We start from the raw sequence: 25930 nt of genomic DNA, 5'->3' as shown, positions 1-25930 counted from the left end.
CGGCTCAGTTCTGCCCAGCCTTCTGTGCACCGGTGACCGCGGAGCTGCCCAGGTCTCCCTTCGGCAGCGACTCCTGGGATGTCAGCGCCTGGGTCCAAGCGTCTGTCGAGGAGACTGCCGCCCAGTTCGAATGCAGAACGGCCATCAGTGTCGTGTGCACGGTCTTCGCATCGGCGAAGCCGGCATCGTTGGCGATGTTGATGGCACCGGTCGCATCGGAGAGGACCTCCGTGGTGAAGCCGAGAACCTCGGCGCCCGCCGCCGAGGCCAGGATGCAGTTATTGGTCATAAAGCCGACCAGCGTCACGGTGTCGACGTCCTTCTCGCGCAGCCATGCTTCCAGATCGGTGTCCGCGTAAACGGAACCGTACTCTTTGACGACTGACTTCCAGGGCTCTCTCCGGCGGCTTTCGACCTCGGGGTGGAGTGCGAATCCGGGCTGATCGGGGTTGAAGACGGGGGCGGCGGTGCCCATGGTGTGCTGGAAGACGGCGATCGGGATGTCGGCGGCGGCCGCAGCGTCGATGGCCGCAGTGATCTTCGGCAGTGACTGGTCATGGCTCGGGTACTGGATCTCCAGCGGGCCGTCGAAGTACTGCTGCTGCACATCGACGAGGACGAGGGCACGGCGGGCGGTAGTCATAGCGAATCTCCAAGGTGTCGTGAGTAAGCGTGCGGCGCGTGTCTGCGGCACATCTCCAGTCTGCGAGCTGCAGCTGGGCACTACCAGTAGCACAAATGCTCATCTACGATGGAATTACGCCAAACTGAATGACGCCAATCGGAGGAACCCGCCGTGCGCATCGCCATCTACGCTTTCACCGGCATCACCATGTTCCACCTGTCCGTTCCGCAGATGGTCTTCGATGAGGTCACCCGCCAGGGCCTCGCTGAGTGGGAAACCGTCCTGTTCGCCGACGACACCGACCCGCTCACGACGGCAGAGGGATATCAGATCACCGGAGTGAGCGGACCGGAAGCCGCAGCCGACGCCGAGGTGGTCGTTGTTCCGTCCTGGTACGACGATGGTCGCCCGGCTGACCGTCCTCTGCGCCGACTGCTCGTTGAGAGCCATGACCGGGGTGCGACCATCGCCGGACTCTGCCTGGGCACATTCCCCATCGCAGACTCGGGTCTGCTTGCCGACCGTAAGGCAGTGACGCACTGGCAGGGGTTCGCCCAGCTCACCCAGAGGCACCCGGATCTGGAGATCGACGATTCGGTCCTCTACATCGATCACGGCGATGTCATCACCTCCGCCGGCACCGCCTCGGCGCTGGATGCCTGTCTCCACATGGTGCGCACTCGGCTGGGGTCTGACGCTGCTAACCAGGTCGCCCGGTCTCTGGTGATCGCGCCCCACCGCGCTGGTGGCCAGGCACAGTACATTCAGCGCCCGCTGCCGGAGCGTGCCGAGGACGATCCGATCTCCGAAGTTCTCGATTGGGCTGTCAACCACCTCGACGAAACGCTGTCGGTCGAGCGTCTGGCTGCGGTCGCGCATATGAGTATGCGAACCTTCATCCGCACCTTTCGGTCCTCGACGGGGGCCACCCCTGCATCTTGGGTGCGCATGCGTCGCCTCGACGAGGCCAGGCGGTCATTGGAAACCACGGACAGTTCCATCGATCAGATCGCTGCCGACTGTGGCTTCGGCAGTGTGGTCACCCTGCGGCAGAACTTCGCCGCGGCCTTCAGGATCACACCATCGGAGTATCGACGCCGCTTCGAAGCGCAGCCTTCTTCCCCTTGAACCGGAACCGGTCGACGCTGAAGCGGCCCGGCCCCATGGCGGCCAACAGCAGTGCTCCGCCGATGAGTTCGATAAAGGTCGCGAACGGTGCCGCGATGTCCGGCAGCGGCACCCCCATCTGCGCGAAGCGCTGCGTGGTGCCCGAAACGGTCCACTTGTTGAACTTCTCCCAGCCGTGGGCGATGAAGATGGCACCGAGGGCGATCCGAACGATGACGGTGATGATGTCGCGGGCGCCACCACGGTCGGGGCCCCGAGCGGGACTCCGACCATCTACCGCGCCATCGGGTGCTGATGAATACTCCGGCAGGAGAATTACCTCGCGAAACGAAACGTAATCAGATAGTGTTATCTGTATACGAAACGTATCAGAGGGTGATCATGTGAAGGCTCTGAGGCCAAAGGCCGCAGCCGAGAAGCGGAGTGCACTGTACCGGGGACATGCAGACGGGCGTTGGGAACGCATCGGCCGAGGTGTCTATCTACCTGCTGATGCGCCCGCAATGGACTGGGATCAGATCGAAGCGGCCGCCCGAAGGCCTGAAGCCACCATCTGTTTGATTTCAGCACTAGCGCACTACGACCTGACCGATGAGATCCCGGATGCGTTGAGCGTCTCAATACCGCGCGGAATGCGTGCACCGGCTACTGAAGGCGCGATTCGCTGGCATCGATTCGATGCCACGACTTTCGATCTCGGGCGGGGCCAGATCTTGATTCAAGGTAGCTCGCAGCCTATCGGTTTATACAGCGCGGAACGAACGATTGTGGACTGCTTCCGTCTTCGATCCGTGGTCGGTTACGAAGTGGCTCGCGACGCCACCAAAGAATGGCTTGGCCGTGGTGGCAAACCCGCCGAGCTCATGAGCATTGCATCGTTGCTCCCACGAGCCAAAGCTCCGCTTCTACAAGCCCTGGAGGTACTCGCATGACTGGTAGCGATGTGTATCGTCAGCTTCAATCTGCGGCTCGATCGGTCTCGGCAAAACGAGGTGTTCTTGCGCCGACGGAGGCGTATTTGGTTCGACACGCGCTCGAATCATTTCTTGACCGACTGAACCGCACGCCCCATGCGCGCGACTTCGTGCTGAAGGGTGGGATTCTGCTCGGCGCGTACGGCGTGCGTCGACCGACGAAGGATGTTGATTCGAACGCAGTAGGTGCTGAAGTCTCGCCTGAATACCTTGTTGCCGTTGTTCGGGATGTTGCGGCGGTCGAATCTGATGATGGGGTCGAGTTTGACCTAGGCGCGCTCACGGTCCAGGAAATCCGCGATGGTGCCGAGTACCCAGGTATACGTCTCCGCGTGAAAGCCACAATCAGTCATTGGTGCGGGGCAGTTGCGTGGGACGTATCCACCGGCGACCCAATCGTGCCGGCGCCACGTGAAGTGAGAATCGACAGGATCCTCGGTGAGCCCATCACTCTCGCCGGAATCGACGGTTGCCGAGAAAGGCGTGACAATCCTCGAACGCGGGATTACGAGCACCCGGTGGAGGGATTTCGTCGACATTGTGGCGCTGGGCGGAACTGGACTCGATGTCGAGGCGCTGTTGGAGGCATCCCGTGCTGTAGCTGACTATCGGGGTATCGAACTGCAGGCGATCAAACCGCTACTTGAAGGTTACGGCGAAGTGGGCCAGGCGAAGTGGGCCGCTTGGCGACGTAAGGAAAAGCTTGAAGCCGTCTGCGAAGAAGATCTGGACGAGCAGATCATTCGAGTAGCGGCAATACTTGATCCGGTGTTCAGCCAAGGCGTGTGATGCGCAATATGAGTCAACTTCGCGGTTTTCGAATGAAGCATCGGCCAACGGCGTCTTGGTCCTGCCGAAATTGCGAGCCGCGAACACTTTGGAATAGTGAACCTGCTTAAGTTCGAGGCGAGGGAAGCTTCGAGCGGGGCGAACCGTCACCCCGCCTACGGGTTTAGAACCCGTAGGCGGCGTCCTTCGCTTCGCGGATCGAGGCGTAGGTCTGCGTGAGGATGAGGGTGTCCTCGACTAGCCTGTCGAGGCGGGCGATGACGTCGTTGTTGACGATCTGATTGCGCAGCAGGTCCTTCTCCTCGATGAACACATAGGGCTGCACGACCTGGGCCTTCATGTAGGTCAGGATCGGCTGGAGCTGCTGTTGGGGGATGAGGTAGTGCTTGGCTGAGCCTGCGGTCGCGACCATTGCCACGATCTTGTCGCGGAACGCATTGACTGGCAGCAGGTCGAAGATGTTCTTCAGCGCCGCCGGAATTGAGGCCTGGAAGATCGGAGTGCCGATGATGATCGCGTCGGCGTCCATGAGGGCACGGGTGACACGACCGGTGTCGCCGGTGTACTCGGTGAAATTGCGGCCGTCGCTGAAGACCATGTCGACCTCGGCGAGGTCGATGAGCGTGGCCTCGATGTCCGGGTCCTGGGCCATCACCGTCTGCGTGACGTGTTCCATGACGGTTCGAGTCTTCGTACCGACGTTCGAGCCGGAGATGGCGACGAGCTTCATCGAGCGACCTCCTCGGCGATGCGCTGATTCGAATGCTCGCTCAACGCGGTGTACTTCTTCACGGCCGGGATGATCTCGGAGCCGATGGTCTCGATCTGCTTCATCACCTGCTCATAGGGCATGCCGCCGAAGTCCATCTGTCCTAAGTAGCGCTGATGGCCGAAGACCTCGTGCTGATGAAGGATCTTCTCGACGATCTGCTGCGGGCTGCCGAGGTTGACGATGCTGTGGGGATCCACGGCCTGAGCGAAGAGCTGCTTGGGCATTCCCTGCCCATTCGTGTGCTTCATCCCTTCATTGATGTATGGGTAGAGCCCGCGCAGCGCCTCCTGCGAGGTTGCGGCGACGTGGAAGAAGCCTGCAGTTGCAATCGGCAGTGTTGCGGGATCGGTGCCCCGGTGTCGTGCCGCTTCACGGTAGGCGTCAACCGTTGGCTTGAACGACGAGGTGGTCCCACCCAGGTGCGCCATGACCATGGGCACCCCGGCCAAACCCGCCTTGATCGCACTCGTCGGGGCACCGCCCACAGCTCGCCAGATCGGAAGCGGGTCCTGTGCGGGGCGGGGCAACACCTCGGCGTCATTCAGCGGTGCACGGAACTGTCCTCTCCAAGTGACCTTCTGCTCCCGATTGATCCGGTTGAGCAGCTCGAACTTCTCCTCGAACAGCTCCTCGTAATCGCGCAGGTCATAGCCAAGCAGCTCGAACAGGCCGATCCGTGAGGCGCGGCCGGCGACGAGTTCGGCACGGCCTTCGGAGATGTGATCGATCGTGGAGAAGTTCTCGAACACCCGCACCGGGTCCGAGGTGCTCAGGATCGTCGAGGTGCTGCCGATGCGAATCGTGTTCGTCGCCTGGGCGATCGCACCGAGGATGACGGCGTGAGCCTGCGAGGCGAAGTACTCCTGGTGGCTTTCGCCGACGCTGAAGAAGTCGAAGCCGGCCTCCTCGGCTGCCTGCGCATAGCCGATGAACTCGCGGATGCGCTCGCCCGCGCCGACCCGAGAGCCATCGGCTGGGTTGGGCAGATGATCGCCGAGGCTGTACATCCCGAACTGCAGTCCCTGGCCGGGCGTGAACCCGTAGTGCTCCATCAAGTTCATGGGATCGGCCTGGCCGTCGGATTCGGTCGTGCTGCTCGGTTCGGGCAGGCCGGTGGATGTGCGCATGTTCTCTCCTCAGTCACGGGCTGTCGACGTGATGACGGCGACTCCGAAAAGTATCGTTTGCCATGTTAACTGATGGGGGTGAAGAAATATTCCCTAGGGCTTTTCTTCCTCTCCTCGGCGCTGGACGCTGTGGTTGTAGAGCTTCTTCATCAGCGCATGCAGCAGTTTTTTCTCATCCTCGTCGAGGGCTTCGTCGAAGAGCGCAGACTGGAACTCGAGCTGGGCCGGATAGGCCTTGTCGAGCTGCCGCCTGCCGGTGTCTGTCAGGGAAATGAACTTCGTCTTCCAGTCCTGCTCGCGTGAGATCAGGCCATCGCGTTCGAGGCGGGAGACCATGCGGGACACGCCTCCTCCGCTGACCGTCAACCCCTTCGCGAGATCAGACTGGGTGACCGGTTCGTAGGCGCGAATGTGGCTGAGCATTTCGAACTGGGCGATGGTGAGGTCGAAGCGGTGCAGGTGAGTGTTGGACATCTGGTTGCTGTTCTGGACGAAGCGCACCATGCGCAGCCAGATCAGCGTGCTCAGCGACAGATCCTCCATCGCGCCTCCTTTGACGGTTGCCATCGACATCGACGATTCGCGCTCTGTCGATTCACTGCATGATATTCACTCTACTGATCCTGCGGCAGCAATCGTTGCACAGGTGTGAGCGAGGGGCCCGGCGACGTACGATGGCATCGTGAGTACTGAAACGAACGTGACAACGGGCACCCAGGCGAGGCCCCAGGAGGGAGACCGGCTGGGCGCGGGACGGACTGCCGCAGTCATCATCGCCTCCACCTCGGCAGCCAGGGGAGAAGCGGCCGATACCACCGGTCCGATCCTCGTCGACTGGCTGCGCACGCGCGGCTATGAGACGCCTGAGGCCATCGTCGTCCGCGACGGTGAACCCGTCGGTCAAGCACTGCACTCCCTCCTCATCGACACCCCTGAGGGTGAACGCCCACGCATCATCGTCACCAGCGGCGGCACTGGCCTGGCCCCGGACGACCGCACTCCGGAATTCACGGCAGAGCTCCTCGAACGCCAGTCACCGGGACTCATCTACGCGATGTGGCGCAAGGGACTGGAGACGACGGCCTCGGCGGTGATGAGCCGCGGAGTCGCCGGCGTGCGCGGACGCAGCTTCGTCATCAACTTCCCCGGCTCGAAGGGCGGAGTCAAGGACGGAATCACGGTCATCGACGAACTCCTCGAACACATCCAGACCTCGATCGAGGACACCACAGACCACGGACCACGGGTCTGATCAGCATGGTCCAGCGCCGAGCCGTCCGGGCCCGAGTCCACAAATTCGACGCCACCGGTGAGATCTCCGCCGGCCCCGATTCGCTGGCGGGTGAGGAGCCGCTCGAGGTCCGTCTCAACGGTCAGCAGTTCTCCGTCACGATGCGCACCCCCGGCAACGACGTCGATCTCATCGCCGGCTATCTTCTGTCCGAGGCGGTCATCACCTCGATGGACGAGATCGACGAGATCGACTTCTCCGCCGGGCTCGCCCCCGACGGGTCGCGGAACTACAACGTCGCGGCTGTGCGACTACGACCAGGGACCTGGAGCGCAGAGGCGGCCCCCGCCCGATCCGTCTACACCTCGTCCTCGTGTGGGATCTGTGGAACCGCGGCGATCGACGCCGTGACGAAGACCTCCGCCTACCCTCTGATTCCGGCATCCTTCCCCGTCGACCTGGACGAAGAGTTCCGGTTCCCGCCGCTGCTCTCCGCTGCCCGGATCGGTGAACTCCCCGACCGGCTGCGCACCCAGCAGGACGTCTTCGACAAGACCGGGGGAGTCCACGCGGCAGCGCTCTTCGCAGTCGGCGATGACCCGAACGTCGAACCCGAGCTGCTCATCGGACGTGAAGACGTGGGCCGCCACAACGCCGTCGACAAGGTCATCGGCTGGGCCATGGCCAACAGGGGGCTGCCGCTGACCCGCACGGTCCTCCAAGTCTCGGCACGGGCTTCGTTCGAACTCGTGCAGAAGTCCGCGATGGCAGGCATCCCGATGATGTCGGCCGTCAGCGCACCCTCGGCGCTCGCCGTCGACCATGGCAAGAGCCTGGGTGTCAGCGTCATCGGCTTCAACCGCAGGGGCCGTTTCAACGCGTACTCCTACCCGGAGCGCATCGCCTAACAGCACCGACCCAGCAGTACCGACCCAGCAGCATCGACCCGCGAGGCTGATCGGTCTGCAGACCGGTCGCTCTGCTCCCACGTCCCACCTCGGTGCTAGATTCGGTGGAATGGGAATCGATGACGATCGCAGCGCGCACACCTCCGGACTCTCGCTTGCCCAGGCGCAGGCGGAATGGGACGTCGACCGCACCTTCCTCGACTCCTGCTCATACGGGCCACCTCCTCGGCGTGGGTGGGACACGATGCAAGCATCGTTCGAACAATGGCGACGCGGCAGCCGATCCTGGCAGACCTGGGCGGAATCCGTCCAGACCTCCCGCGAGCTCTTCGCGCAGTTGGTCGGTGCCGATGCGGACTGGGTGTCCACGGGGGCGGCCGTCTCCCAACTGCTCGCCCCGATCGCTGCGGCCCTTCCCGACGGCGCCGAGGTCCTCGTCCCCGACATCGAGTTCACCTCCGGGGTCTACCCGTTCGCCGTCCACGCGGACCGCGGGGTGCGCGTTCGCACCGCACCGCTGCACTCCCTCGCCGAGTCCATTGATGAGTCAACAGCACTCGTGTCGTTCTCGGCTGCCCAGTCGGCAACCGGGGAAGTGGCCGACATCCCGGCGATCACGGCACGTGCGCACGAGGTGGGAGCACTGACCGTCCTCGATGGCACGCAGGCCGCCGGGTGGCTGCCGCTGAATGCTGCCGAGGTCGATTTCCTCGCCGTCGCCGCCTACAAATGGCTGTGCGCTCCACGTGGCTCGGCCTTCCTCACGATGCGCCCTCTGACTTGTCGAGGCACTGGCGAGGCGCGCACGCAGCGGCAGGCCGAGTTCGCCGCGCGACTGAAACCACTCGCCGCAGGCTGGTTCGCGGGTGGGAGCGGAGCGAGTTTCGGCATGCCGATGCGCCTTGCTGACAGCGCCCGCGCCTTCGACATCTCCCCGGCCTGGCACAGCTGGGTGGGGACGGCGCCCGCGCTCCAGCTTCTCCTTGCCGTCGGTGTCGATCGGATCCATGGCCACGACGTGGCCTTGGCCAATGCCTTCCGTGCAGGGCTGGGGCTTGAAGCGTCGAACTCTGCGATTGTGTCGATCGGGTTTCTGATGCGGCTCCGTCACGACTCGAAGAGGCCGGGATCAGATTCTCCATGACCGATGGGCGGGCACGGTTCGGCTTCCACATCTACAACGACGAGGACGATGTCACGGCAACGCTCGAAGCACTGCACGGACTGACCTGAGCGAATCCAGGTCGGCAGGAGGAGGACACCACACGGTGGAGAGTGAGAGACGACGGCTGCAAGGCGAGGGCCACGGAATGGAGAATCGATCTCAGCGGGAGCCGGGACGCGGGCTGCTGAGCGTCCTCATCGGTGCCGTCGGTGCTGGGCCGCTGCTGCTCTACGGGCTGAGTGCGACGAGCGATCGGATCATCTCCGACCTCGGCATCTCTGAAGCACATTTCGGGCTGCTCGCCACCGTCTGCTTCGGGTGCGCCGCGATCGGCAATGCGACCTTGGGCCGTGTCGCCGACCGTCGGTCCGACCTGCTGCTGGTGATGGCGGTCTTCGGGCTCGCAGCTGCGAGTTTCGTGCTGGTGACGGTGCCGGCCGGGTTCGGGATGCTGCTCGTCGCCGCCAGCGTCGCCGGAGTCGCTCAGTCCTTCCCGAACGGTGTGACGAACCGGATTCTGCTCGAACGCGTTCCTGAATCGAAGCGGATCGGCTGGGTCGGCATCAAACAGTCCGGAGTCCAAGTCAGTCAGCTGGTCTCCAGTCTTGCCTTCCCAGTCCTCGCGGTGGCCATGGGGTGGAGGGGTGCGGCCCTGCTCATCACCATCATCCCGCTCGTCCTCATGGCGATGGCCTGGCATTCCCTGCGATCCACCCCGCTGCTGGTGTCTGCTGCCGTGTCGGATTCCGATAGCGTCGATGCAGGAACCGCTAGCGCCGAGGTGGCTGCTGGCACAGGTGTGCGACCTCTGCAAACCCCGAAAGCCGCAGGGCATCCGGGCATCGTGTGGGCATTGGCGGCGTTCGGTCTGCTCAACGGGATCGGCGTTCAGGCCACGAACGTCTACATGCCGCTCTTCGCCGTGCGTGAGCTGGACTTCTCGCTCGTTCTCGGCGGTGTCACTGCGGCCTTGGCCGGTGTCATCGGTGTGATCGCCCGTGTGAGCTGGGCGAGGCTGATGGCCCGTGGCGCCTCGGGGCTGCGGGTGCTGCTCGTTCTGGCACTCATCGCACTGGCCGGAGCGGCATTGTTCTTCGCTTCAGTTGTCAGCAGCTGGTCATGGCTGCTCTGGGTTGCGGTCGCGCTGCACGGAATCTCGGCACTCGGCGTCTCCGTGGTGCTCATGAGCGTCCTCATGCGATCGATCCCGCCTGCCTCAATGGCCTCAGCAAGCGGAATGGTCACGGCGGGCATGTTCGCCGGATTCGCTCTGGGGCCCTTGGGCATGGGCCTGCTCATCGGCTCAGACGGCGGGTTCGCTGCCGGGTGGATTGCTGTCGGAGTGGTGTATCTGCTGTGTGCCCTCTTGGCCGCCGTGCTCATCCGGATGACGCGCAGGCGGACGCGGGCCTCGTAGCGGTGGTGCTGCAGCCGCCTCTGAGGGCCGGGAGCCTCAGCGTTGCCCTTCCGCTGATTCCTCGACCACCCGATCCGTGGCCAGCAGGGTCCGGTCACCGGCGCGCAGAGTCCCCAGACCTTTCGAGGTGAAGGCATCTGGAACCGCTACGACACCCGAACCTTCTGCAGGGTAGCCTCGGGCGATGCTGCCGGTGGCTGCGTTGTGGACCCGCAGCGTCTCGCCCTCGCGCAGGTAGATGAGGCCGCCGACGGCGGCTTCCAAGACCACGGACTTCGGCAGAGACACGGGCAGTTCGTTCGTTCCTGCTGCGTCGATGACCGTCAGGCCCTGCGGGTCCCTGGTGATGATCATCTCCGAGTTCGCGTCTCGGGCGATCTCACTGGCGGAGTCATCGAGAATATCGCCCGATTCTGCATCGATGACGGGCCCGGAACCGTCCTTCGCATCGAGGTGGATCAGCCCTTCGGTCTGGTCAGGAAATGCGGTGAGCCCGTCGGCGTTCCAATCGTGGTCCGACAGCGGAATCTTCCAAGTGGTCTTTCCCTCATCTGACGCGGAGAGCGTGTCCTCGTCGACGCTGAGGATAGTTCCCTGGAACTCGCCGAGGACGCGGGAGGTCGAAGACTCCTCCGCAGTTTCACCGGTATCAGGATCGAGAGCCACCGCCTCGTCGCCGTCATCGGAGGAGAATACCGCCCCAGGTCCCTGCATCGGACCGGGCACCTCTGTCGGGCCCCACCGCTGTTCACCCGATTCGAGGTCATAGGCGCTGGCCGTCACCTCGGTAGTGCAGGTTTCATCGGAAGCCGAGTCGGTGAGCACCGCCAAGGGTTGCCCCTCGCTGTCGAGCGTCATAGTGAATCCCGTGCACCCGGTGGGCCGCTGAGCCTGCCACAGGGTGGTGCCGTTGCTGTCAACGGCGCTGAAGTCCAGACGTTCGTCACCGCTGCGCGCAGACAGGAAGACATCGCCGAGGTGCTTGACGTCGAGGTCCCAACCCGGTTCCACGAGCTCGAGGGGCTCCACGATCAGAGGCAGCTGCAGATCGGAGGCGTCGATGGCATCGAGTTCCGCGCTGGCCTGCTTCGGTTCGCGTTCCAAGTCGGGCGGCTCTTCAGTCGTCGTGCAGCCGAGGAGGGCCAGCGTTGTGCTCAGGCCAGCGGCCAGTGTCAGAATGCGTCTCCTGCCCATCAGTGCCTCGACTCGTTCCCGCTGCGTTCGTTCCCGCCGTGTTCGTTCTCACCGCGTTCGTTCCTGTTGCGGCGGCGTTCATGACGGAACCACAGGATGATCGCGATGACCGCCAACAGGCAGACGACGAGGATGTCGAGCGTGGTCGAGGTCCACGTTCCCGCCCATTCCTGAATCTGGGCAAGGGTGGACGTCGAGACCAGGGACGGTGCCGAGACAAGGCCGTTCGTCATCCAGAACACGATGCCGATGAGGACCATCAGCGCTCCGGTGATCATCGAGACGACGGGCAGCCTGCGACCGAACAGTGTGAGAGAGCCCCCGCGCATGAGCGCGCGGGCTCGCGGTCCCATCCGCGACCACAGGGCTGCGATGATGAACAGTGGAACGACCATGCCGGCTCCGTAGACCGCCAGCATCACGCCGCCGAGGAATACGCTGCCTTTCGTCGATGCCAGGGTGAGGACTGCGCCGAGGATCGGCCCGGAGCAGACACCGGCGATCCCGCTCGTGGCGCCGAGGAGGAACGTCTTCGTGCCTCCCGTCGCCATTGCGGACTTGGACCTCATGGCGTCGGCACCAGGCAGAACCCTTGCGGGGTCGAATCCGACACCGCAGAACTGGACGATGCCGAGGATGATGAGGATCACCGAGGCGACGAGGACGATCGTGCCGCGATAGGCGGTGAAGATCGCACCCAGGGTTCCTGCTCCCATGCCCAGGGGAATGAGGACGAGCAGCATGCCCACGTAGAAGATTCCACCGTGCAGGAGCAGTCGTGACCCGACCCCTACCGTGGAGCCGAAGAAGGCCGGCAGCAGCAGTGCCGCGCAGGGGCTGAGCAGTGCGAGGACTCCGCCGATGAAGGCGCTGAGCAATCCGATGTCCATCAGTTCTGCCCTTCCAGGTTCTGTTCGATGGCGTCGACGAAGACGCTGGTGGGTTGGGCGCCGACGTAGGGCTGTCCGTCGAGGATGAACGTCGGAGTCGAGAAGGCACCGAGTTCGGTGCCCATTGCTGCGTTCTCGTCGACAGCCTCGGCGGTCTTTGGTGAGTTCATGTCTGCCTCGAACTGATCCATGTCGAGTCCGATGTCGGCAGCCGCGGATGTCAGAGCTTCGGGGGAGAGGTCCTCCGGTGCGCGTGGTTTGCCCCCGGCGAACAGCTTCTCGTGGAACTCCCAGTGCTTGTCCTGCAGGGCGGCCGCATAGGCTGCCTTGGCCGCCTGTTCGGAGGCGCGGCCGAAGACGTTGACCTCACGCCATTCGATGCGCAGATCACCGGAGTCGACGTAGTCGAGCATCGTCGGCAGAGTGTCCTGAGACCAGGCCGCACAGTAGGGGCACTGGTAGTCGGAGAAGACGACGAGCGTGACTGGGGCATCCACCGGACCGTCGGCCAAGGGATCCTCATCGTCGCTGTCGAAGTCGCTGAGATCCTTCTGCTCGGGATCTTCGACCTCGGTGACGACGACATCCGGCTCTTGCTGCCCGCCGTCGGTGTTCCGAGCAGAGTCATCGTTCTGCCCGCGATCTACGAAGAGGATCATGAGCACGAGCGCCAGGGCCGCGGCGACGACCGTGAGGGGTATCCACCATCGGTATTGGGGCCTGACCGCTTCGTGTCTGGGCATATCACCACTCCTGAATTACTATGCAGCTTAGTAAAGTGTAGGTCATGGCACTCCCGTGGTGCCAACATTCAGCCCTGACTCGTGACCAGCAGCGGTGTCTGTGGGTCGCCGATGAGCGCGGCACCGGATTCGGAGATGAGGTGAGGTGCTCCGAGCCGGGCGATCGTCATGAGCAGGGGAGTCTCGCCCTCGATCGCACTTCCGTCGCGAGCGGATCTGGCTGTAGGCGAGGACTCTGCGTGATCGGAGTCGCGCCCGCTCTCGGAGTCGAAGGCGATGAGGCCTGCGCCCACGGCTGCGACCTCAGCGTTCTCGGGTAGGGGTGTGCTCCAACGTTGCGTCCCATCAGCGTCGAGTCCGCGCAGATGGGACCCGACCGAAACCAGGGTGTCACTCGATGAGTCGAACCAAGCCTCAGCGATCTCGGCATCGACGGTGGCCCCCGAGCGCAGGTCGATCAGGGTTCGCGCCTGACTCCCCGCCTCGCCCAGCAGCGCATGAGAGTCACCGATCAACTCCCAGGGAACCTCCCGGGCCTCGGATGCGGACATGCCGAAGTCCTCGGCTGCCCGGGTCCAGAGTCTGCGGCCATCGAGATCCTCCCCGAGGATGTCGCTGCCCTGACTGCGCACCAGGTGCTCACCGAACAGTGCGATCACCCGGGAGGACTCGCCCTCACCTTCGGCGGCGACCACGTCTCCGGTAGACGGGTCGAGTGCGGTGCGCGGGCCGCCGGTTCCGATGAAATCCTTCGGCGCTCCCGCGAAGACGAGGCCGTTGCCCAGTAGTGGCCCAGGCGTCTCCACGGGCCCCCACAGTGTCTCTCCGGTCGTGAGGTCATAGCCGCTCGCGGTGGGTGTCAGCGAGTCGCCGGTAGGGGAGTCCTGATCCATGAGGACTGCGATGGGGCCGTCGCGGGTGGTGGTGACAAGGTAGGTGGAACAGGCTCGCGGACGCTGCGTGGTCCACAGGATCTGACCCGTCGAATCGACGGCGCGATGGTCGAGGCTGCCATCGTTCTCGTGCATCGACAGGAAGATCCCGTCCTCCTCCTGCGCCGGCGCGTCCCAGCTGGGGTCGACGGTGGGTGCCGCCGCGGAATCGCTGTCCGGCTCACCAGAATCGACGCTTGGGGCCTGTTCTCCCACAGAGCTCGGCTCTGACGACGAGGAGTCCGAGCCGAGCCCAGAGCAGGCGCCCAGCCCAAGGGTGAGTGCGAGGCTGAGAGGCAGGACCGCCGAGGCGGCCGACCGTGGTCTCACGCGTGCTCAGCCTTGCGCCTCGGTGAGGGCGCCGTCGACGGCGCCGACGAATTCCTTGGTCGGCTGCGCACCCACGAGGGGTTTGCCGCCGATGACGAACGTCGGTGTGCTGGCCACGCCCAGAGACTGGCCTTCTTGGGCGATGGCCTCGAACTCATCGTGGGCCTGAACCGAATTCATGTCTGCCTTGAATTGTGCCGGATCGAGCCCGAGGCCCTTGGCCTCTGCCACCAGTGAGTCGTCGTCGAGTTCGGATGACGGGGGATGCTCGCCGCCGTCGAACATGGCGTTGTGGAACGCCCAGTACTTGCCCTGGAGGCCGGCGGCATAGGCTGCTCGGGCCGCCCTCTCGGACTCCTCACCGAAGATGGCGAGGTCGCGCATCTCGATCCGCAGATCACCTTTGTCCACATAGTCCATCATGGTCGGCAGCGTCTCCTCGTTCCAGGTCGCGCAGTAGGGGCACTGGTAGTCGGAGAACATCACCAGAGTCACCGGCGCATCGACATCGCCGAGCGCGCGACTGTCGTCTTCGACCCTGTGTTCGACGAAGGACAGATCGATCTCTTCGCCGCCGGACCCGGACTCGCCGCCGGATCCCGATTCGCTCTGCGAGTCAGAATGCTCGGCGTCGGCACTGTCGTCAGAGGGGCCTTGGTTGGCGATGATCACACCGATGAGTACCGCAGCGAGGATGATGACGGCTAGGGGCACAAGCCAGACCATGGGGCCGCGAGTGGAACGGAGCACGGGAGCCTCCTTGAAGAGGAGAGGGTGGGAAAGTCGGATCGGCATGCGCTCGAGGGAACGCACCATAGAACTTTACTATCTGGCATAGTATACTAACGCCCATAGTAGACACTCTGTCCGAAGCCGCGCAACGAAGGGACGCCCGTGCTGTTCTCCTATCCCGCCGAGGCGGTCCGGTCGCTTCGGATGTGGGGCATCCGCCGCATCGTCATCGCCATCGCGGCCGCCGGTGCTTGTGCGGTCATCATCGGATTGTCCACGGTGCTCATCCCCAACTCCTTCTTCTCCAGAGACATCTCTGCCGAGTGGTGGGACTACCCGGTCTGGATTCTCATGTCGATCCTCCTGGGCCTGCTCATCGCCACCTATGTCCGCGAGCCCGGCGCTGAGGTGAGGAGTTCGCGTGGGGTCAAGGGCGTTGCCGATGAGGCCGCCGAGGCGGTCGGCGCTGAGCGCTCCGATGACAGTTCCGAACGCCGCGGGGGTGCCTTCGGCACCGTGGGCGGGATGCTCGGGTGGTTCGCCGTGGGGTGTCCGGTGTGCAATAAGATCGCGCTCGCCGTGCTCGGTTACACTGGGGCTCTCACGTACTTCGCGCCGCTGCAGCCCGTGCTGGCGGTGTTCTCGGTCGTCCTGCTGCTGGTCGCAGTGGTCGTCCGTCTCAAGGGGCAGCTCTCCTGCCCGGTGCCCACTCGCGAAAGGATCTGACTGCCATGACTTCGGAGTCGGTCTCGACCGAGAATTCATCGCCGATCCGCCTCGGCGCTCTCGAACAGCAGGTCATGGACCTGTTGTGGGATGAGGGTGCGTTGACGGTCAGGCAGATCATCGAGGCATCGGATGCCGATCCCGCCTATACGACGATCGCGACGGTCCTGACCAATCTCGAACGCAAGCACCTGGTCCAACGCGAACGTCAGGGTCGATCGGTCTTCCATACCCCGAGCATCAGCCGCGAAGAGCATGCCGCCACCCTCATGCAGAAGGCACTGGTCAACGGGGGAGACCGGGCGGCCTCGATCCTGCACTTCGTCGAAGGCATCGGTGCCGCCGACGTCGAGCTCCTGCGCGGCTATCTCAACTCCAAGGATGGGCGCGGATGAGTCTGCTGCCCATCGGCGTGGGCGCGGCCGCACTGTTCGCCCTCGTCGCCTGGATCGGTCCCTTCCTCGTGCGGACGGCCGCGCCCGTTCTCATGCGAGCCCCGCGCCTCGCTGTGTTCGGGCTCCTGTCCGTGCCTCTGATGTGGTGGGCGGTCGTGGCAGCTTTGAGCCTGATGGCCGCCTCACTGTTCAAGGGCCCCGACGTGCTGCCGGTTCCCCTCGCCGAGGTCTGTCAGCGATGCCTGATCGCGGCCAGCCCGTTCCCTGGTCTCGCGCAGGTCGATACTCTGGTCCCGGTGGTCCTCTTCCTCCTCTTCCCCCTGATGCTCTCCCTCGTCTCTGCCGTCTGGGGGCTGTACCAGCAGGCTCGGCGCAGGAAGGCGAACTCTGCCGCTGCCCTGCGTCTGCGCCAGGACACGGCGGTCGCCGATATCGACGGTCGGTCCCTGAGCATCATCGACCGTCAGGCTCCCTTCGCCTTCTCCCTGCCACAGAAGTACGGCGGAGTGATCGTCTCCCAGGGGCTGTGGGCGAGCTTGGAGCAGAACGAACTCACTGCCGTACTCGAACATGAGAGGGCGCATGTCGACGAAGGGCATCATCGGATCATGGCGGTGGTCGACACATTCGTTCGACCGCTGTCGTTCATTCCGCTGTTCGCCGAAGTGGCAGCGTCCATTCCCCACTATCTCGAGATCGCTGCCGACGACCGTGCGCGCAAAACCGCCGGAACGCCCGCCTTGGCCAGCGCCCTGCTCAAGATCGGACAGACCTCGAGCGTGACCGATCGCCTCAGCGGGCCCTACGCACTCAACATCGCCGGACCTGACCGGATCCGCCAGCTTGTCTCACCGGCCAGCATGACGTCCGGGGTTCTGCCGGTCGTGGCACTGGCCAGTGTGCTCGCCGCTTTCGTGACCGTCTTCTCCTCGGTGTTCTACTCCTATGCCACGGTGCTGGTCACCGGCTGCGTCATGCCCTGACAGCGGTCTCCTTCGCTGGTGACCAGGCCGTCTCCATTCCGTGGTGCGCGAAGCCATCAAGCAGGGACACATCAGGCGCAAGTGTCGCGGCAGGCTGGAGACAGTCGCCCGATGAGACGAGGCGTGGACACTGCCCCGCCGCCCCACAGTAGAATCAGGAGTATGCGCAAACGTGTGTTCATCATAGTCTTGGCCGTCGTCGCCGTGCTCGGCCTGGTCGCCAGTATGCTCAGCGGCGCTCCCCAGTGAACGCTGTGGCCGCGTTCGCCTGACTGGGCACGACAGGCATTTTCAGCGAGGCGTGATCGCGGTCGCCGGAGTCGCCGCCGATTCGGTCGTCACCCGGTGAGAACCTCTGACAGCCTCAGTGAGGTGACAGGCAGCCGGTCGACGCAGTTGAGTGCTGCTGCATGAGAGGGGCGGCATGGGCTCTTGCACGCTTGTCCTTGACATCGAGTGGTCCTCGGATGTCGACGTACAGGCCGATCTGAAACGTCGGGTCGTTCGCATCGGGTGGGGGAGCACTGCGTCGGCAGTTGCTGGAACTGCCCGATGTTGATGGAGCCGATTTGGTTCACCAGATCCCCGAGATTGATGAGCGGACCGTCGATCTGTGAGCCGAAGGTGTCGGTTGAGGCGACCAGTGGTTCCTCGGTGGCAGAGGCCGCCCCGGGGCGGAGAGGAACCCGACGGTCGCTGTCGGTGCGGCGATTGTGGCTCCGACGATGGTTCGTGTGCAGCTCGCTTCAGACGTTCGTGTATGCCATGGGTTTTGAGACTGAGAGGTTTCAGGGCACTTCTGCTGCATCAACACAGAACCGATGTCAGAGTCATTGCCCCATTGGCCCAGAGCTCCGACCTGCTGCCGCTGCCGAGTGATTTCTCTATGATCGCAAGCCCTTGGCATTTAAGTTCACTAGGTGAAATACTAGCCAGATGAAAGAAACCCTCCAGTCTGCGCATCATCCCAGCCGGGTCGTGCGCATCCTTGTCCCTGCCGTGCTCATTCTCGTCTGGTTGACGGTTTTCGGGTTTGGTGGGATGAGCTTCGGATCGATTGACGAAGTCGCGAACGATGAGAGATCGTCTTTCTTGCCCTCGAGCGCAGAATCGACGAAGGTTCAGAATGAAATCGCGAAGTTCAACGGATCAGACGCAATCCCCGCGATCATCGTCGCCGAACGCTCAGGGGGACTCACCGACGCCGACCGGGATGGACTCGATCGTCTTGCTGATCGATCGACCGAGGTCATCCCTGGTGCGCAGTCCTCGCCGGTCATCCCTTCAGAGGACGAGGAGGCAGCGGAACTGATCGTTTCGATTCCCTCCGACGCCGAGATCGGCGATGTTGTCACCCAGTTAGAGGAAGAAGCCGGGCAGGAGCTCTCTGACCTCGATTTCTGGGTCAGTGGTCCCGCAGGTTTCACAGCCGATCTGCAGGAGGCCTTCGGCGGGATCGACGGAATCCTGCTCCTCGTCGCTCTCGGCGTCGTCTTCGTCATCCTCGTCATCGTCTACCGATCACCCCTGTTGCCGATTCTTGTGCTCATCAGCTCACTCACGGCTCTTTGCGCAGCGGTGCTCATCAATGTCGCCTTGGCTCGTGAAGGGATCGTGACACTCAATGGGCAGGTGCAAGGCATCCTCTTCATCCTGGTCATCGGTGCCGCCACCGACTATTCGCTGCTTTATATCGCCCGCTATCGAGAAGAGCTGCGGGAAAGTGCGACCCCTTTCCTCGCTGCCTGGAAGGCGGTGCGCGGTGTGCTCGAACCTATTCTGGCTTCGGGTGGAACCGTCATTGTGGGGCTCTTGTGCCTTCTCCTGTCCGACCTTGGATCCAACTCTGCACTGGGGCCGGTTGCGGCCGTGGGAATCGCTTGTGCCGTGCTCGCCACGTTGACTTTCCTCCCCGCGTTGCTCGCCGCTTTCGGGCGCGTGGCGTTCTGGCCGCGGGGACCCAAATACGGAACTGAACACCCGGCGCTCACCGGTCCGGATGCCACCGGGCTCTGGCCGAGGGTGGGTCGTTTCGTCGCCAAAGGACCCCGTCGAGTTGTCACTGGGGTCACCGTGGTCCTTGTCATCGGGTGCGCGGGCTTGGCATTCCTCGATGCCAATGGGGTTCCTCAGAGCGAATTTGTTCTCGGTGACAGTCAGGCGCGCGACGGCCAGGCGGTCATCGATCGTCACTTCTCTGGCGGCTCGGGTAATCCCGCCTATGTGCTTGCACCCAGTGACGAACGTCAGGAGGTCGCTGAGGCAATTTCGTCGACAGACGGTATCGACAACCTCGCTCTGGTCGCCCAGGACTCCTCGTCTGGCACGACGCCTATTGACGACAATGGCCAGGCAAGCACGAACTCGCGACCGGGCCCCCCGGCGGCAGAACCGACGGAAATCAGCGGCGAGATCATGTTCTCCCTGACGCTGTCCGCTCCTGCCGACTCACTCGAAGCAGAAGGCACCGTCGAGGATCTGCGGGACAATTTGTCCTCTACCCAGGCACTGGTTGGTGGCAGTACAGCTGTTGATCTCGATACGAACAATACGTCGTCACGAGACAGAGTGGTGATCATCCCCATCGTTCTTGTGGTCATCACCATCATGCTCGCCCTCTTACTGAGGTCCTTGGTCGCTCCAGTGGTGTTGTTGGCGACGACGGTTGTCAGTTTCGGCACGGCTTTGGGAGTCAGTGCTGTCATCTTCGAACTTATCGGACAGCCGCAATCAGATCCTTCGGTACCGCTCTATGCCTTCGTCTTCCTCGTGGCGTTGGGAATCGATTACAACATCTTCTTGATGACTCGGGTTCGCGAGGAAACCATCACGCACGGAACCAGGGAGGGCACTCTTCGGGGGCTGTCGGTGACTGGGGGAGTGATCACAAGTGCAGGAATCGTGCTCGCCGCGACCTTCATGGCCCTCCTCGTCCTTCCCATCCAGTTCCTCCTCCAGCTGTCGATCATCGTCTCCCTGGGTGTCCTCCTCGACGCCTTGATCGTGCGGACGCTGTTGGTGCCGGCCCTGTCGCTGTGGATCGGGGATCGTCTATGGTGGCCGTCTCGCCTGGCCAAACCCAGTAAGCACTGAGCAAAAGCACGACTGATCGGGCATGTCGATGAAGGGGCGGAGCAGTGGAAATTGATCCTCCCCTTCATCGCCGATGGTGCGGTTTAGTCTGATGCAGAGGAGGTGATGTCATCTCTGGTTTCACGCAGGAAACGGATGACCACTTCGCGTTCGGCGGATGTCAACCGGGCTGCGGCATGGAAGCGTCTGGACTGTTGGCGTCCAACATTTTCGATCGCCGCAGTATAGGTCCCAGGTGTGATGCTGATCGCTTGGGCTCGCCGGTCACTCGGATGAGGTGCTCGGGTGAGGTGCGCTCCGTGCTCCAGCCGATCGAGTAGTTTCGTGGTCGCAGAGGCAGAGATGCCCAGATGCTCGGCGATACCCCCGGGTGTGCCGATGGCATCTCGGTGCTTGCAGATGATGAGGTAATGGATTGCCTTCATGTCTGTGGCATTGAGTTTCATGTACCGTTGCGAGGCCTCTGACATCGCCTCTTCGGCTTCGCGCAACTGTCCGAAAGCGGACATGAGTTCCCCGATTTGAGCAACAGCTTCGGGTGACATGTTCGATCGGTCGATGAGCTTCTGCTGTGGGTCACTCGAGTCGACGTCGTAGACCGCCGACTTCTCGATGCTCGACACGCACACCTCGCTGTTGTCTCTTGCTTGTTTTATCGTCGGGCCGGGTGGGCTCGTCGTGGATCGCCTGTACCCAGTCTAGTCAATGGGATTGAGAGACACCGAGTGAATGGTGGGACGTGAACTCTGAGAGTTGAATTCAACGGCGAAGCCCCATGCGCCTACTTCTCCAACGGCCTGTCGGGCCATGGGCGGACGATCATGCTCGGGAGACACGGCCGCGTAGGGCGGAGAAGGCGAGAGTGAAACTCACCGTACCGACCCCGACGATGGCCACCAGGCCGGGCCAGATGTCGGCCCATATCCAGCCGTCGCTGAGCAGTGATCGAAGGGTGCTGAGCAGGTAGGTGATGGGGTTGTAGTCGGCGACGACGGACAACCAGCCGGAAAGTGCTTCCTGCGGCAAGAATGCGGTGGTCAGAAAGGCGAAGGGGAAGAAGAACAAGAACGAGGAGTTCACTGCCCCAGGGGTCCCGGTGCGCAGCGCAATCGCATAGGGGAATCCGGTGAAGGCAATTCCCCAGAGACCGGCAATGGCGATGAAGACGATGGCACCGGCGATGCCGGTGGTGAAGTCGACGCCAACTGCGAACCCCAATATCAGTACCGGCACGCAGAGCGCCATGACCAGCACCAGATCAGCGACCATCAGCCCCAGGAGGAGTGCCGACCTGCGCATCGGAGTCAGCAGTAGCCGATCGAAGTAACCGCTGCTGATATCGGTGACAAGTCCGCTGGCTCGAGAAACACCGGTGACGGCAAAGATGATGGCTACCGGCAGTTGGAAAGCCCGGAAGTCCTCCACTCCACTGGCCTCCGCCAGAGGTTCCAATGCACCGATGTTCACCGCGAAGAAGAAGACCGGGATGATCAATGCGGGAATGACCTCAGCCGGCCCGCGAGGGATCGACCGCAGAGCTCGAGTAGCCACGGAGAACAAGTCACGGACGAATCCCGCGCGGTGCGCCTCGGTATCGGCGCGGTCCATTGTGCTGGGCGTGGTTGTCATGTGGTTCTCGTCTCCGTTTGGCCGACTGTGCTTCCGGGGCCGATGTTGCTGTTATCTGATCTGCGGATGTGTTCACCGGTGACTGAAAGGAACACATCATCGAGTGAGGGCTGGCGCAGTGTCAGCTCTTGGACATCTGCGTTCGGGACGCTGGCCAAGGTCACTGCGACGGGGCTGATCGAACCGGGTTCGTCGGTGACGCTGGGGTCAGAGTAGTTCCACTGATATCGATGCGCTGGACATGCTCAAGCTTCTCCAATGCCGTCTGTGCATCGTTGACTGCGCTGCCGAGTTTCACGATGATGACATCGGAGCCGATGGTGCGCTTGAGTTCGGAGGGTGTGCCTTCGGCCACCAGTTTCCCCTTGTTGATGATGCCGATTCGCTCAGCCAGTTCGTCGGCTTCCTCCAAATACTGGGTAGTGAGAAAGACTGTCATGCCTAACTCGACATTCAGGCGACGCACCTCCTGCCACACCCGTGCTCGGCTGACTGGATCAAGGCCGGTCGTAGGTTCGTCCAAAAACAGCACTTCCGGATCATGAACCAGAGCCAGAGCCAGAGCCAGAGCAAGGTCGAGGCGACGTTTCATCCCGCCGGAATAGGTGCCGATCCGCTGCCCCAATGCATCACCGATATCAATCAGATCCGTCAATTCGGCGACTCTGGTTCGGGTAGCGACTGCAGACAGGCCGTAGAACCGGCCCTGCAAAGCGAGCATTTCGGTCCCGCTCTGTCTGTCGTCCAGGGCCGCGTCCTGCAATGCGACGCCGATGCGTAGCCGAACCTTGTCCGGTTCTCTGGCGACATCGTATCCGGCCACCTGAGCCTGACCCGCGGAAGGAGTGATCAGAGTGCACAGCACACGCGTCAGGGTCGTCTTCCCAGCCCGTTGGGTCCGAGGAATCCGTAGACTTCGCCGCGGGCCACCGACAGACTCACCCCGTCAACGGCAGTATTGGAGCCAAAGCTTCGAACGAGGCCGTCGGCAGAAATGGCCGTTTCCAATTCCTCCATGCGAGCCTCCCGTGCGTTATTTCACTCAACATAAAGTTCACCAGGTGAACAGTTATATACTCTAAACAATAGGAGTCTCAGCAAGGCATCACAAGACTTTGGGCCACAAAGATGAACTCGATGGTCTGCTTCAGCTTCTCGCCGCGGCTTCGGAGGATCTCTGCCGGGTCTTTGTGGAGCTGATGGAGCCCGCTCCGATGAGCAGGCTCCTGACGGCCGGACAGCTTCGCGACCTTCTCAATCTGTCCCCCTTGTCGGTCACTGGCCTCGTCGATCGGAAGCTTGTTGCCGGTTGCGTTCGGCGGGAAACGAATTCACGAGATCGCCGTCGGGTTCTGTCAATGGTAGAACCGGCGGCCGTACAGTCTTCCACGGGCTCAACGCATCGTCGAGGTGGTGGCCGAGGCTGCTGATGTGCGCGGGTTCAGTGAGCAAGAGTCCGCCGGCCTGGCCGAGGGCACTGCTGGGCGGGGTACCGATATGCGGACGAGACTAGGGGTCAGTAAGTCTGTCGAGGCTCGCGGCGATCATGTCCTCGATATGCGGGTGGGCCCCGGACTCGATCGCTCTGCCCACGAACGGCAGCGAACAGGCGGTCTCGATCACCGCCTGAATGTCAGTGAGGTCATCGTCCTGACGCAGCAGGGAGATCTCTACGTGGACGTCGAGAGGGACGCCGGGGATCTCTGCGTCGATATTCATACCCGCAGCCGCAGCGGTCTCTGCAACAGGGGCGGATCTGATGTGTTGGATGATTCTGGGATCAGCACCCAGAAACCTCTGTGCTGCAGGCGGCACTTGGTTGCCGGACAGAGGCATCGATGCGCTCAGGTTCAGCCCCTCGGCGCGGCCCGAGTGGATCGATACGGTCGCTCCGTCTGCACGCCACATCTGTTCATCGGCGAAGCGGTCGAGAATCTCTGCCGGCCACATCGCCGTTCGACGTTTCAGAGTGCCACGTTGCATGAAGGCAAGTATGTCATGGTGCAGTACCATCGGGACATGCCGACGGCCGCTGTCGATGTCAGCCGATCACCTCGGCCACCGGCCAGCTGCGCCCTCGGGCGGGCTCATTGGAGGCAGAGGCCTATACTCTCAGTATGAGCCAGGCAACGAAGCACCCACGCCGGGTTCTGGTTCTGGGCGCAACCGGGTATGTTGGTGGGCGCTTGGTCCCAAGACTCCTGCGGGCCGGTCATGCCGTCAGTGTTGCCGTGCGCTCGCCCGAGAAGCTCGCCGAGGTGCCATGGTCGACCGACGTAACGGTCTTCACAGTCGATCTCGACGATGGTGATGGTCTGGTCGAAGCGATGTCAGGTGTCGACGTCGTCTTCTACTTGGTTCATTCGATGAATTCTGGAATCGTCTTCGAGTCTCGTGAAACGCGCTCCGCCTCTCGTGTCGCTTCCGCTGCAGAATTCGCTCACGTCAATCGGATCATCTATCTCGGGGGACTCCACCCTGACTCTGGTGAACTCTCAGCACACATGCGCTCACGAGCGCATGTGGGGCAGATATTCATCGAGGCCCCCGTCGATGCGATCGTGCTCCAAGCCGGAATCATCATAGGGGCAGGATCGGCATCATTCGAGATGATTCGACATTTGGCAACAGAATTGCGCTGGATGCCGGCACCGAACTGGGTGTCGAATCGGGTTGAGCCTCTGGCAATCCGTGATGTCCTCTACTACCTGGTGTCAGCTGTTGAAGTCCCGGGTCGTGTGAATAGGTCCTTTGATATCGGATCAGGTGACGTTCTGACCTACGCAGAGGTCATGAAGTCCTACAGCCGAATCGCGGGTCTCAAGCCACGGCACGTGTTCAATCTGCCGATTCCTGCACCCACTCTGTCGGGGCTGTGGGTGGGGCTGGTCACTCCTCTGCCCTTCACGCTCACGCTGCCGCTTGTGCAGTCTTTGCAGGAAGACGCGGTTGCCGACGAACACGCCTTTGACTCCCTCATTCCCCCTCCTGCTGCCGGTCTCCTCACCTTTGAACAAGCAGTCGAACTGGCGCTCTTCCGGGCAGCGGAGGCGGAAGGAGCAGCCGGTGCGAACCGGGACGCTGACGCCGATGAACTGAGCGAAGCCGCTGATTTTCTGCCCAATGATCCGCACTGGGCGGGGAGTCAGCTGATCGAAGATGACCGCACCTTTGTCTTTCCCGATCTTCGTGCCCAGCAGCTGTGGACGATCGTTGCCAGCATCGGTGGCGAGCATCGGTGGAATTCACAGCCACCGGCATCAAAGCTGAGACGACTGCATGAGGGTATCTTCGGGAGTGCGGGTCCCAACAGTGGTCCTCGTTTTCTCAGTGGTGGGAGAGAAGCCGATCCCATCGCCGGTTGGACGATTGTGGAGACGGAGCCACCTTTTCGGCTGCTGCTGCGTGCAGAGATGGAAGTCGCGGGGGATATCTGGCTCGAATTCACCATGACAGACCAAGCAGACGGTTGCTCGTTTCGGCAGCGAGCCATGTTCAACCCGTCAGGGGTGCGAAGCCGAATCTACTGGGCAGCTGTTTCGCCGTTGCGCAGGAAGATCTTTCCCCATATGGCCCAGAATATCGCGAAGGCGGCGAGAAGATTCGCATGACCGGCAGCGAGCAATCCACGATCAGATTCACAATCACCTCGCCACAGGTGCATAATAGAACGTATGACCGAATACAGTCGACCGGAATGGCTCTCCCGCTATCAGGACTTCAAGTCGCTGTGCTCAGATGTCTGCGGTGAGTTCATTCGCTTCTACCTCACGACCGGCTGCGATCAGATCAGCTATACGCATTCGCAGAACACCGACGGGCTGCCGAGCTACTCATGTCGGCTCACGGCAGACGACGGCGCGGTGCTCCTACTTGCCCTCGACGACTGGCGGAACCGAATGGAGGACGTTCCCGGTCTGGTGCGCACTTGGCTGGGGGAGCATTCGGCTCTCAAGGGATGCAAACCCTCCAAGTCTCATTATCAAGGTGACGGATACTGGTTCGAGAAATGGCAGTTGGCGAACCCGTGGTGACGCATCCGCGTCTGATTGTCTCGCTGGACGCTCGTCTCGCCGGACACTCTGTCGACCTCAGTCGAGGAAGATTCGAGTTCAAGTCCCTATTGCCGCAGTGGGCTAGTCTTGCA

26 protein-coding genes and 1 pseudogene are annotated in these 25930 nt (G+C 62.6%); 13 read left to right on the top strand and 14 right to left on the bottom strand.

Going from position 1 to position 25930, the window contains the following annotated elements:
- Positions 1-4: 4 nt before the first annotated feature.
- Positions 5-643 (bottom strand): isochorismatase family protein, encoded by a 639-nt coding sequence (locus AAFP32_RS13395; protein WP_350269534.1) that lies wholly within the window; start codon positions 641-643, stop codon positions 5-7.
- 153 nt (positions 644-796) lie between these two features.
- On the opposite strand from AAFP32_RS13395, the gene AAFP32_RS13390 reads away from it, so the two are divergent.
- Complete coding sequence (locus AAFP32_RS13390; protein WP_350269533.1) at positions 797-1753, top strand: GlxA family transcriptional regulator; 957 nt, start codon at positions 797-799, stop codon at positions 1751-1753.
- Here the strand turns inward: AAFP32_RS13390 and AAFP32_RS13385 are convergent.
- Positions 1701-1937, bottom strand: coding sequence for a DoxX family protein (locus tag AAFP32_RS13385; protein ID WP_350271502.1), 237 nt, complete (start codon positions 1935-1937; stop codon positions 1701-1703). The two genes, AAFP32_RS13390 and AAFP32_RS13385, sit on opposite strands and share 53 nt — an antisense overlap.
- A gap of 199 nt (positions 1938-2136) precedes the next feature.
- Here AAFP32_RS13385 and AAFP32_RS13380 point away from each other — a divergent pair, with 199 nt between their 5' ends.
- Together AAFP32_RS13380 and AAFP32_RS13375 are read left to right on the top strand one after the other, a co-directional pair.
- Positions 2137-2685, top strand: a complete 549-nt coding sequence (locus AAFP32_RS13380) for a hypothetical protein (protein WP_350269532.1) — start codon at positions 2137-2139, stop codon at positions 2683-2685.
- Positions 2583-3516, top strand: a pseudogene (locus tag AAFP32_RS13375) (nucleotidyl transferase AbiEii/AbiGii toxin family protein). The gene AAFP32_RS13380 and the pseudogene AAFP32_RS13375 overlap by 103 nt, the downstream one beginning before the upstream one ends.
- Before the next feature lie 163 nt (positions 3517-3679).
- Here AAFP32_RS13375 and AAFP32_RS13370 read toward each other — a convergent pair.
- The 3 genes from AAFP32_RS13370 to AAFP32_RS13360 all read right to left on the bottom strand — a co-directional run bounded on the left by AAFP32_RS13370 (position 3680) and on the right by AAFP32_RS13360 (position 5958).
- On the bottom strand, positions 3680-4246 hold the full coding sequence (locus tag AAFP32_RS13370) for an NADPH-dependent FMN reductase (RefSeq protein WP_350269531.1): 567 nt from the start codon (positions 4244-4246) through the stop codon (positions 3680-3682).
- A complete protein-coding gene (locus AAFP32_RS13365) occupies positions 4243-5415 on the bottom strand; it encodes an LLM class flavin-dependent oxidoreductase (protein WP_350269530.1) in 1173 nt (390 codons plus the stop codon). The genes AAFP32_RS13370 and AAFP32_RS13365 overlap by 4 nt, the downstream gene beginning before the upstream one ends.
- 93 nt (positions 5416-5508) lie before the next feature.
- Complete coding sequence (locus AAFP32_RS13360) at positions 5509-5958, bottom strand: MarR family winged helix-turn-helix transcriptional regulator (RefSeq protein ID WP_350269529.1); 450 nt, start codon at positions 5956-5958, stop codon at positions 5509-5511.
- 139 nt (positions 5959-6097) lie between these two features.
- Between AAFP32_RS13360 and AAFP32_RS13355 the strand changes: the two genes are divergently transcribed.
- From AAFP32_RS13355 to AAFP32_RS13340, 4 genes are all read left to right on the top strand, one after another.
- On the top strand, positions 6098-6667 hold the full coding sequence (locus AAFP32_RS13355) for a MogA/MoaB family molybdenum cofactor biosynthesis protein (protein ID WP_350269528.1): 570 nt from the start codon (positions 6098-6100) through the stop codon (positions 6665-6667).
- 5 nt (positions 6668-6672) lie between these two features.
- Entirely contained in the window at positions 6673-7554 is an 882-nt protein-coding gene (fdhD, locus tag AAFP32_RS13350) for a formate dehydrogenase accessory sulfurtransferase FdhD (protein ID WP_350269527.1), read from the top strand.
- A 109-nt stretch (positions 7555-7663) separates the two neighbouring features.
- On the top strand, positions 7664-8698 hold the full coding sequence (locus AAFP32_RS13345; protein WP_350269526.1) for an aminotransferase class V-fold PLP-dependent enzyme: 1035 nt from the start codon (positions 7664-7666) through the stop codon (positions 8696-8698).
- A 166-nt stretch (positions 8699-8864) separates the two neighbouring features.
- Positions 8865-10136 (top strand): MFS transporter, encoded by a 1272-nt coding sequence (locus AAFP32_RS13340; RefSeq protein WP_350269525.1) that lies wholly within the window; start codon positions 8865-8867, stop codon positions 10134-10136.
- Positions 10137-10172: 36 nt separating this feature from the next.
- Here AAFP32_RS13340 and AAFP32_RS13335 read toward each other — a convergent pair whose 3' ends face one another.
- The 5 genes from AAFP32_RS13335 to AAFP32_RS13315 all read right to left on the bottom strand — a co-directional run bounded on the left by AAFP32_RS13335 (position 10173) and on the right by AAFP32_RS13315 (position 14975).
- A complete protein-coding gene (locus AAFP32_RS13335) occupies positions 10173-11330 on the bottom strand; it encodes a PQQ-binding-like beta-propeller repeat protein (protein WP_350269524.1) in 1158 nt (385 codons plus the stop codon).
- Positions 11330-12220: a cytochrome c biogenesis CcdA family protein gene (locus AAFP32_RS13330; RefSeq protein WP_350269523.1), complete on the bottom strand. Its 891-nt coding sequence runs from the start codon at positions 12218-12220 to the stop codon at positions 11330-11332. Before AAFP32_RS13330 ends, AAFP32_RS13335 begins: the two co-directional genes overlap by 1 nt.
- Positions 12220-12963 (bottom strand): DsbA family protein, encoded by a 744-nt coding sequence (locus AAFP32_RS13325; protein ID WP_350269522.1) that lies wholly within the window; start codon positions 12961-12963, stop codon positions 12220-12222. Before AAFP32_RS13325 ends, AAFP32_RS13330 begins: the two co-directional genes overlap by 1 nt.
- 68 nt (positions 12964-13031) lie before the next feature.
- Positions 13032-14225, bottom strand: coding sequence for a hypothetical protein (locus tag AAFP32_RS13320; RefSeq protein ID WP_350269521.1), 1194 nt, complete (start codon positions 14223-14225; stop codon positions 13032-13034).
- Positions 14226-14231: 6 nt separating this feature from the next.
- Complete coding sequence (locus AAFP32_RS13315; protein ID WP_350269520.1) at positions 14232-14975, bottom strand: DsbA family protein; 744 nt, start codon at positions 14973-14975, stop codon at positions 14232-14234.
- Between the two features lie 144 nt (positions 14976-15119).
- Between AAFP32_RS13315 and AAFP32_RS13310 the strand changes: the two genes are divergently transcribed.
- From AAFP32_RS13310 to AAFP32_RS13295, 4 genes are all read left to right on the top strand, one after another.
- Positions 15120-15683, top strand: a complete 564-nt coding sequence (locus AAFP32_RS13310; RefSeq protein ID WP_350269519.1) for a hypothetical protein — start codon at positions 15120-15122, stop codon at positions 15681-15683.
- A 5-nt stretch (positions 15684-15688) separates the two neighbouring features.
- Entirely contained in the window at positions 15689-16078 is a 390-nt protein-coding gene (locus AAFP32_RS13305) for a BlaI/MecI/CopY family transcriptional regulator (RefSeq protein WP_350269518.1), read from the top strand.
- On the top strand, positions 16075-17061 hold the full coding sequence (locus tag AAFP32_RS13300) for a M56 family metallopeptidase (protein WP_350269517.1): 987 nt from the start codon (positions 16075-16077) through the stop codon (positions 17059-17061). The genes AAFP32_RS13305 and AAFP32_RS13300 overlap by 4 nt, the downstream gene beginning before the upstream one ends.
- A 936-nt stretch (positions 17062-17997) precedes the next feature.
- Positions 17998-20154, top strand: coding sequence for an MMPL family transporter (locus AAFP32_RS13295; RefSeq protein WP_350269516.1), 2157 nt, complete (start codon positions 17998-18000; stop codon positions 20152-20154).
- A gap of 83 nt (positions 20155-20237) precedes the next feature.
- Here AAFP32_RS13295 and AAFP32_RS13290 read toward each other — a convergent pair whose 3' ends face one another.
- The 4 genes from AAFP32_RS13290 to AAFP32_RS13275 all read right to left on the bottom strand — a co-directional run bounded on the left by AAFP32_RS13290 (position 20238) and on the right by AAFP32_RS13275 (position 23766).
- Complete coding sequence (locus AAFP32_RS13290; protein WP_350269515.1) at positions 20238-20777, bottom strand: MarR family winged helix-turn-helix transcriptional regulator; 540 nt, start codon at positions 20775-20777, stop codon at positions 20238-20240.
- A 196-nt stretch (positions 20778-20973) separates the two neighbouring features.
- Complete coding sequence (locus tag AAFP32_RS13285) at positions 20974-21783, bottom strand: ABC transporter permease (protein ID WP_350269514.1); 810 nt, start codon at positions 21781-21783, stop codon at positions 20974-20976.
- Positions 21784-21943: 160 nt separating this feature from the next.
- Positions 21944-22648, bottom strand: a complete 705-nt coding sequence (locus AAFP32_RS13280) for an ATP-binding cassette domain-containing protein (protein ID WP_350269513.1) — start codon at positions 22646-22648, stop codon at positions 21944-21946.
- A gap of 644 nt (positions 22649-23292) precedes the next feature.
- Positions 23293-23766 (bottom strand): DUF2505 family protein, encoded by a 474-nt coding sequence (locus tag AAFP32_RS13275; protein ID WP_350269512.1) that lies wholly within the window; start codon positions 23764-23766, stop codon positions 23293-23295.
- Positions 23767-23900: 134 nt separating this feature from the next.
- Between AAFP32_RS13275 and AAFP32_RS13270 the strand changes: the two genes are divergently transcribed.
- Positions 23901-25394, top strand: a complete 1494-nt coding sequence (locus AAFP32_RS13270; protein ID WP_350269511.1) for a DUF2867 domain-containing protein — start codon at positions 23901-23903, stop codon at positions 25392-25394.
- A gap of 63 nt (positions 25395-25457) precedes the next feature.
- On the top strand, positions 25458-25817 hold the full coding sequence (locus AAFP32_RS13265) for a hypothetical protein (protein ID WP_101620186.1): 360 nt from the start codon (positions 25458-25460) through the stop codon (positions 25815-25817).
- Positions 25818-25930: the final 113 nt, after the last annotated feature.

It is taken from the genome of Brevibacterium sp. CBA3109 (assembly GCF_040256645.1).
Lineage (GTDB): Bacteria > Actinomycetota > Actinomycetes > Actinomycetales > Brevibacteriaceae > Brevibacterium > Brevibacterium koreense.
The sequence above is the reverse complement of the archived record's forward strand: the minus strand, read 5'-3'. Positions and strand labels throughout refer to the sequence as shown.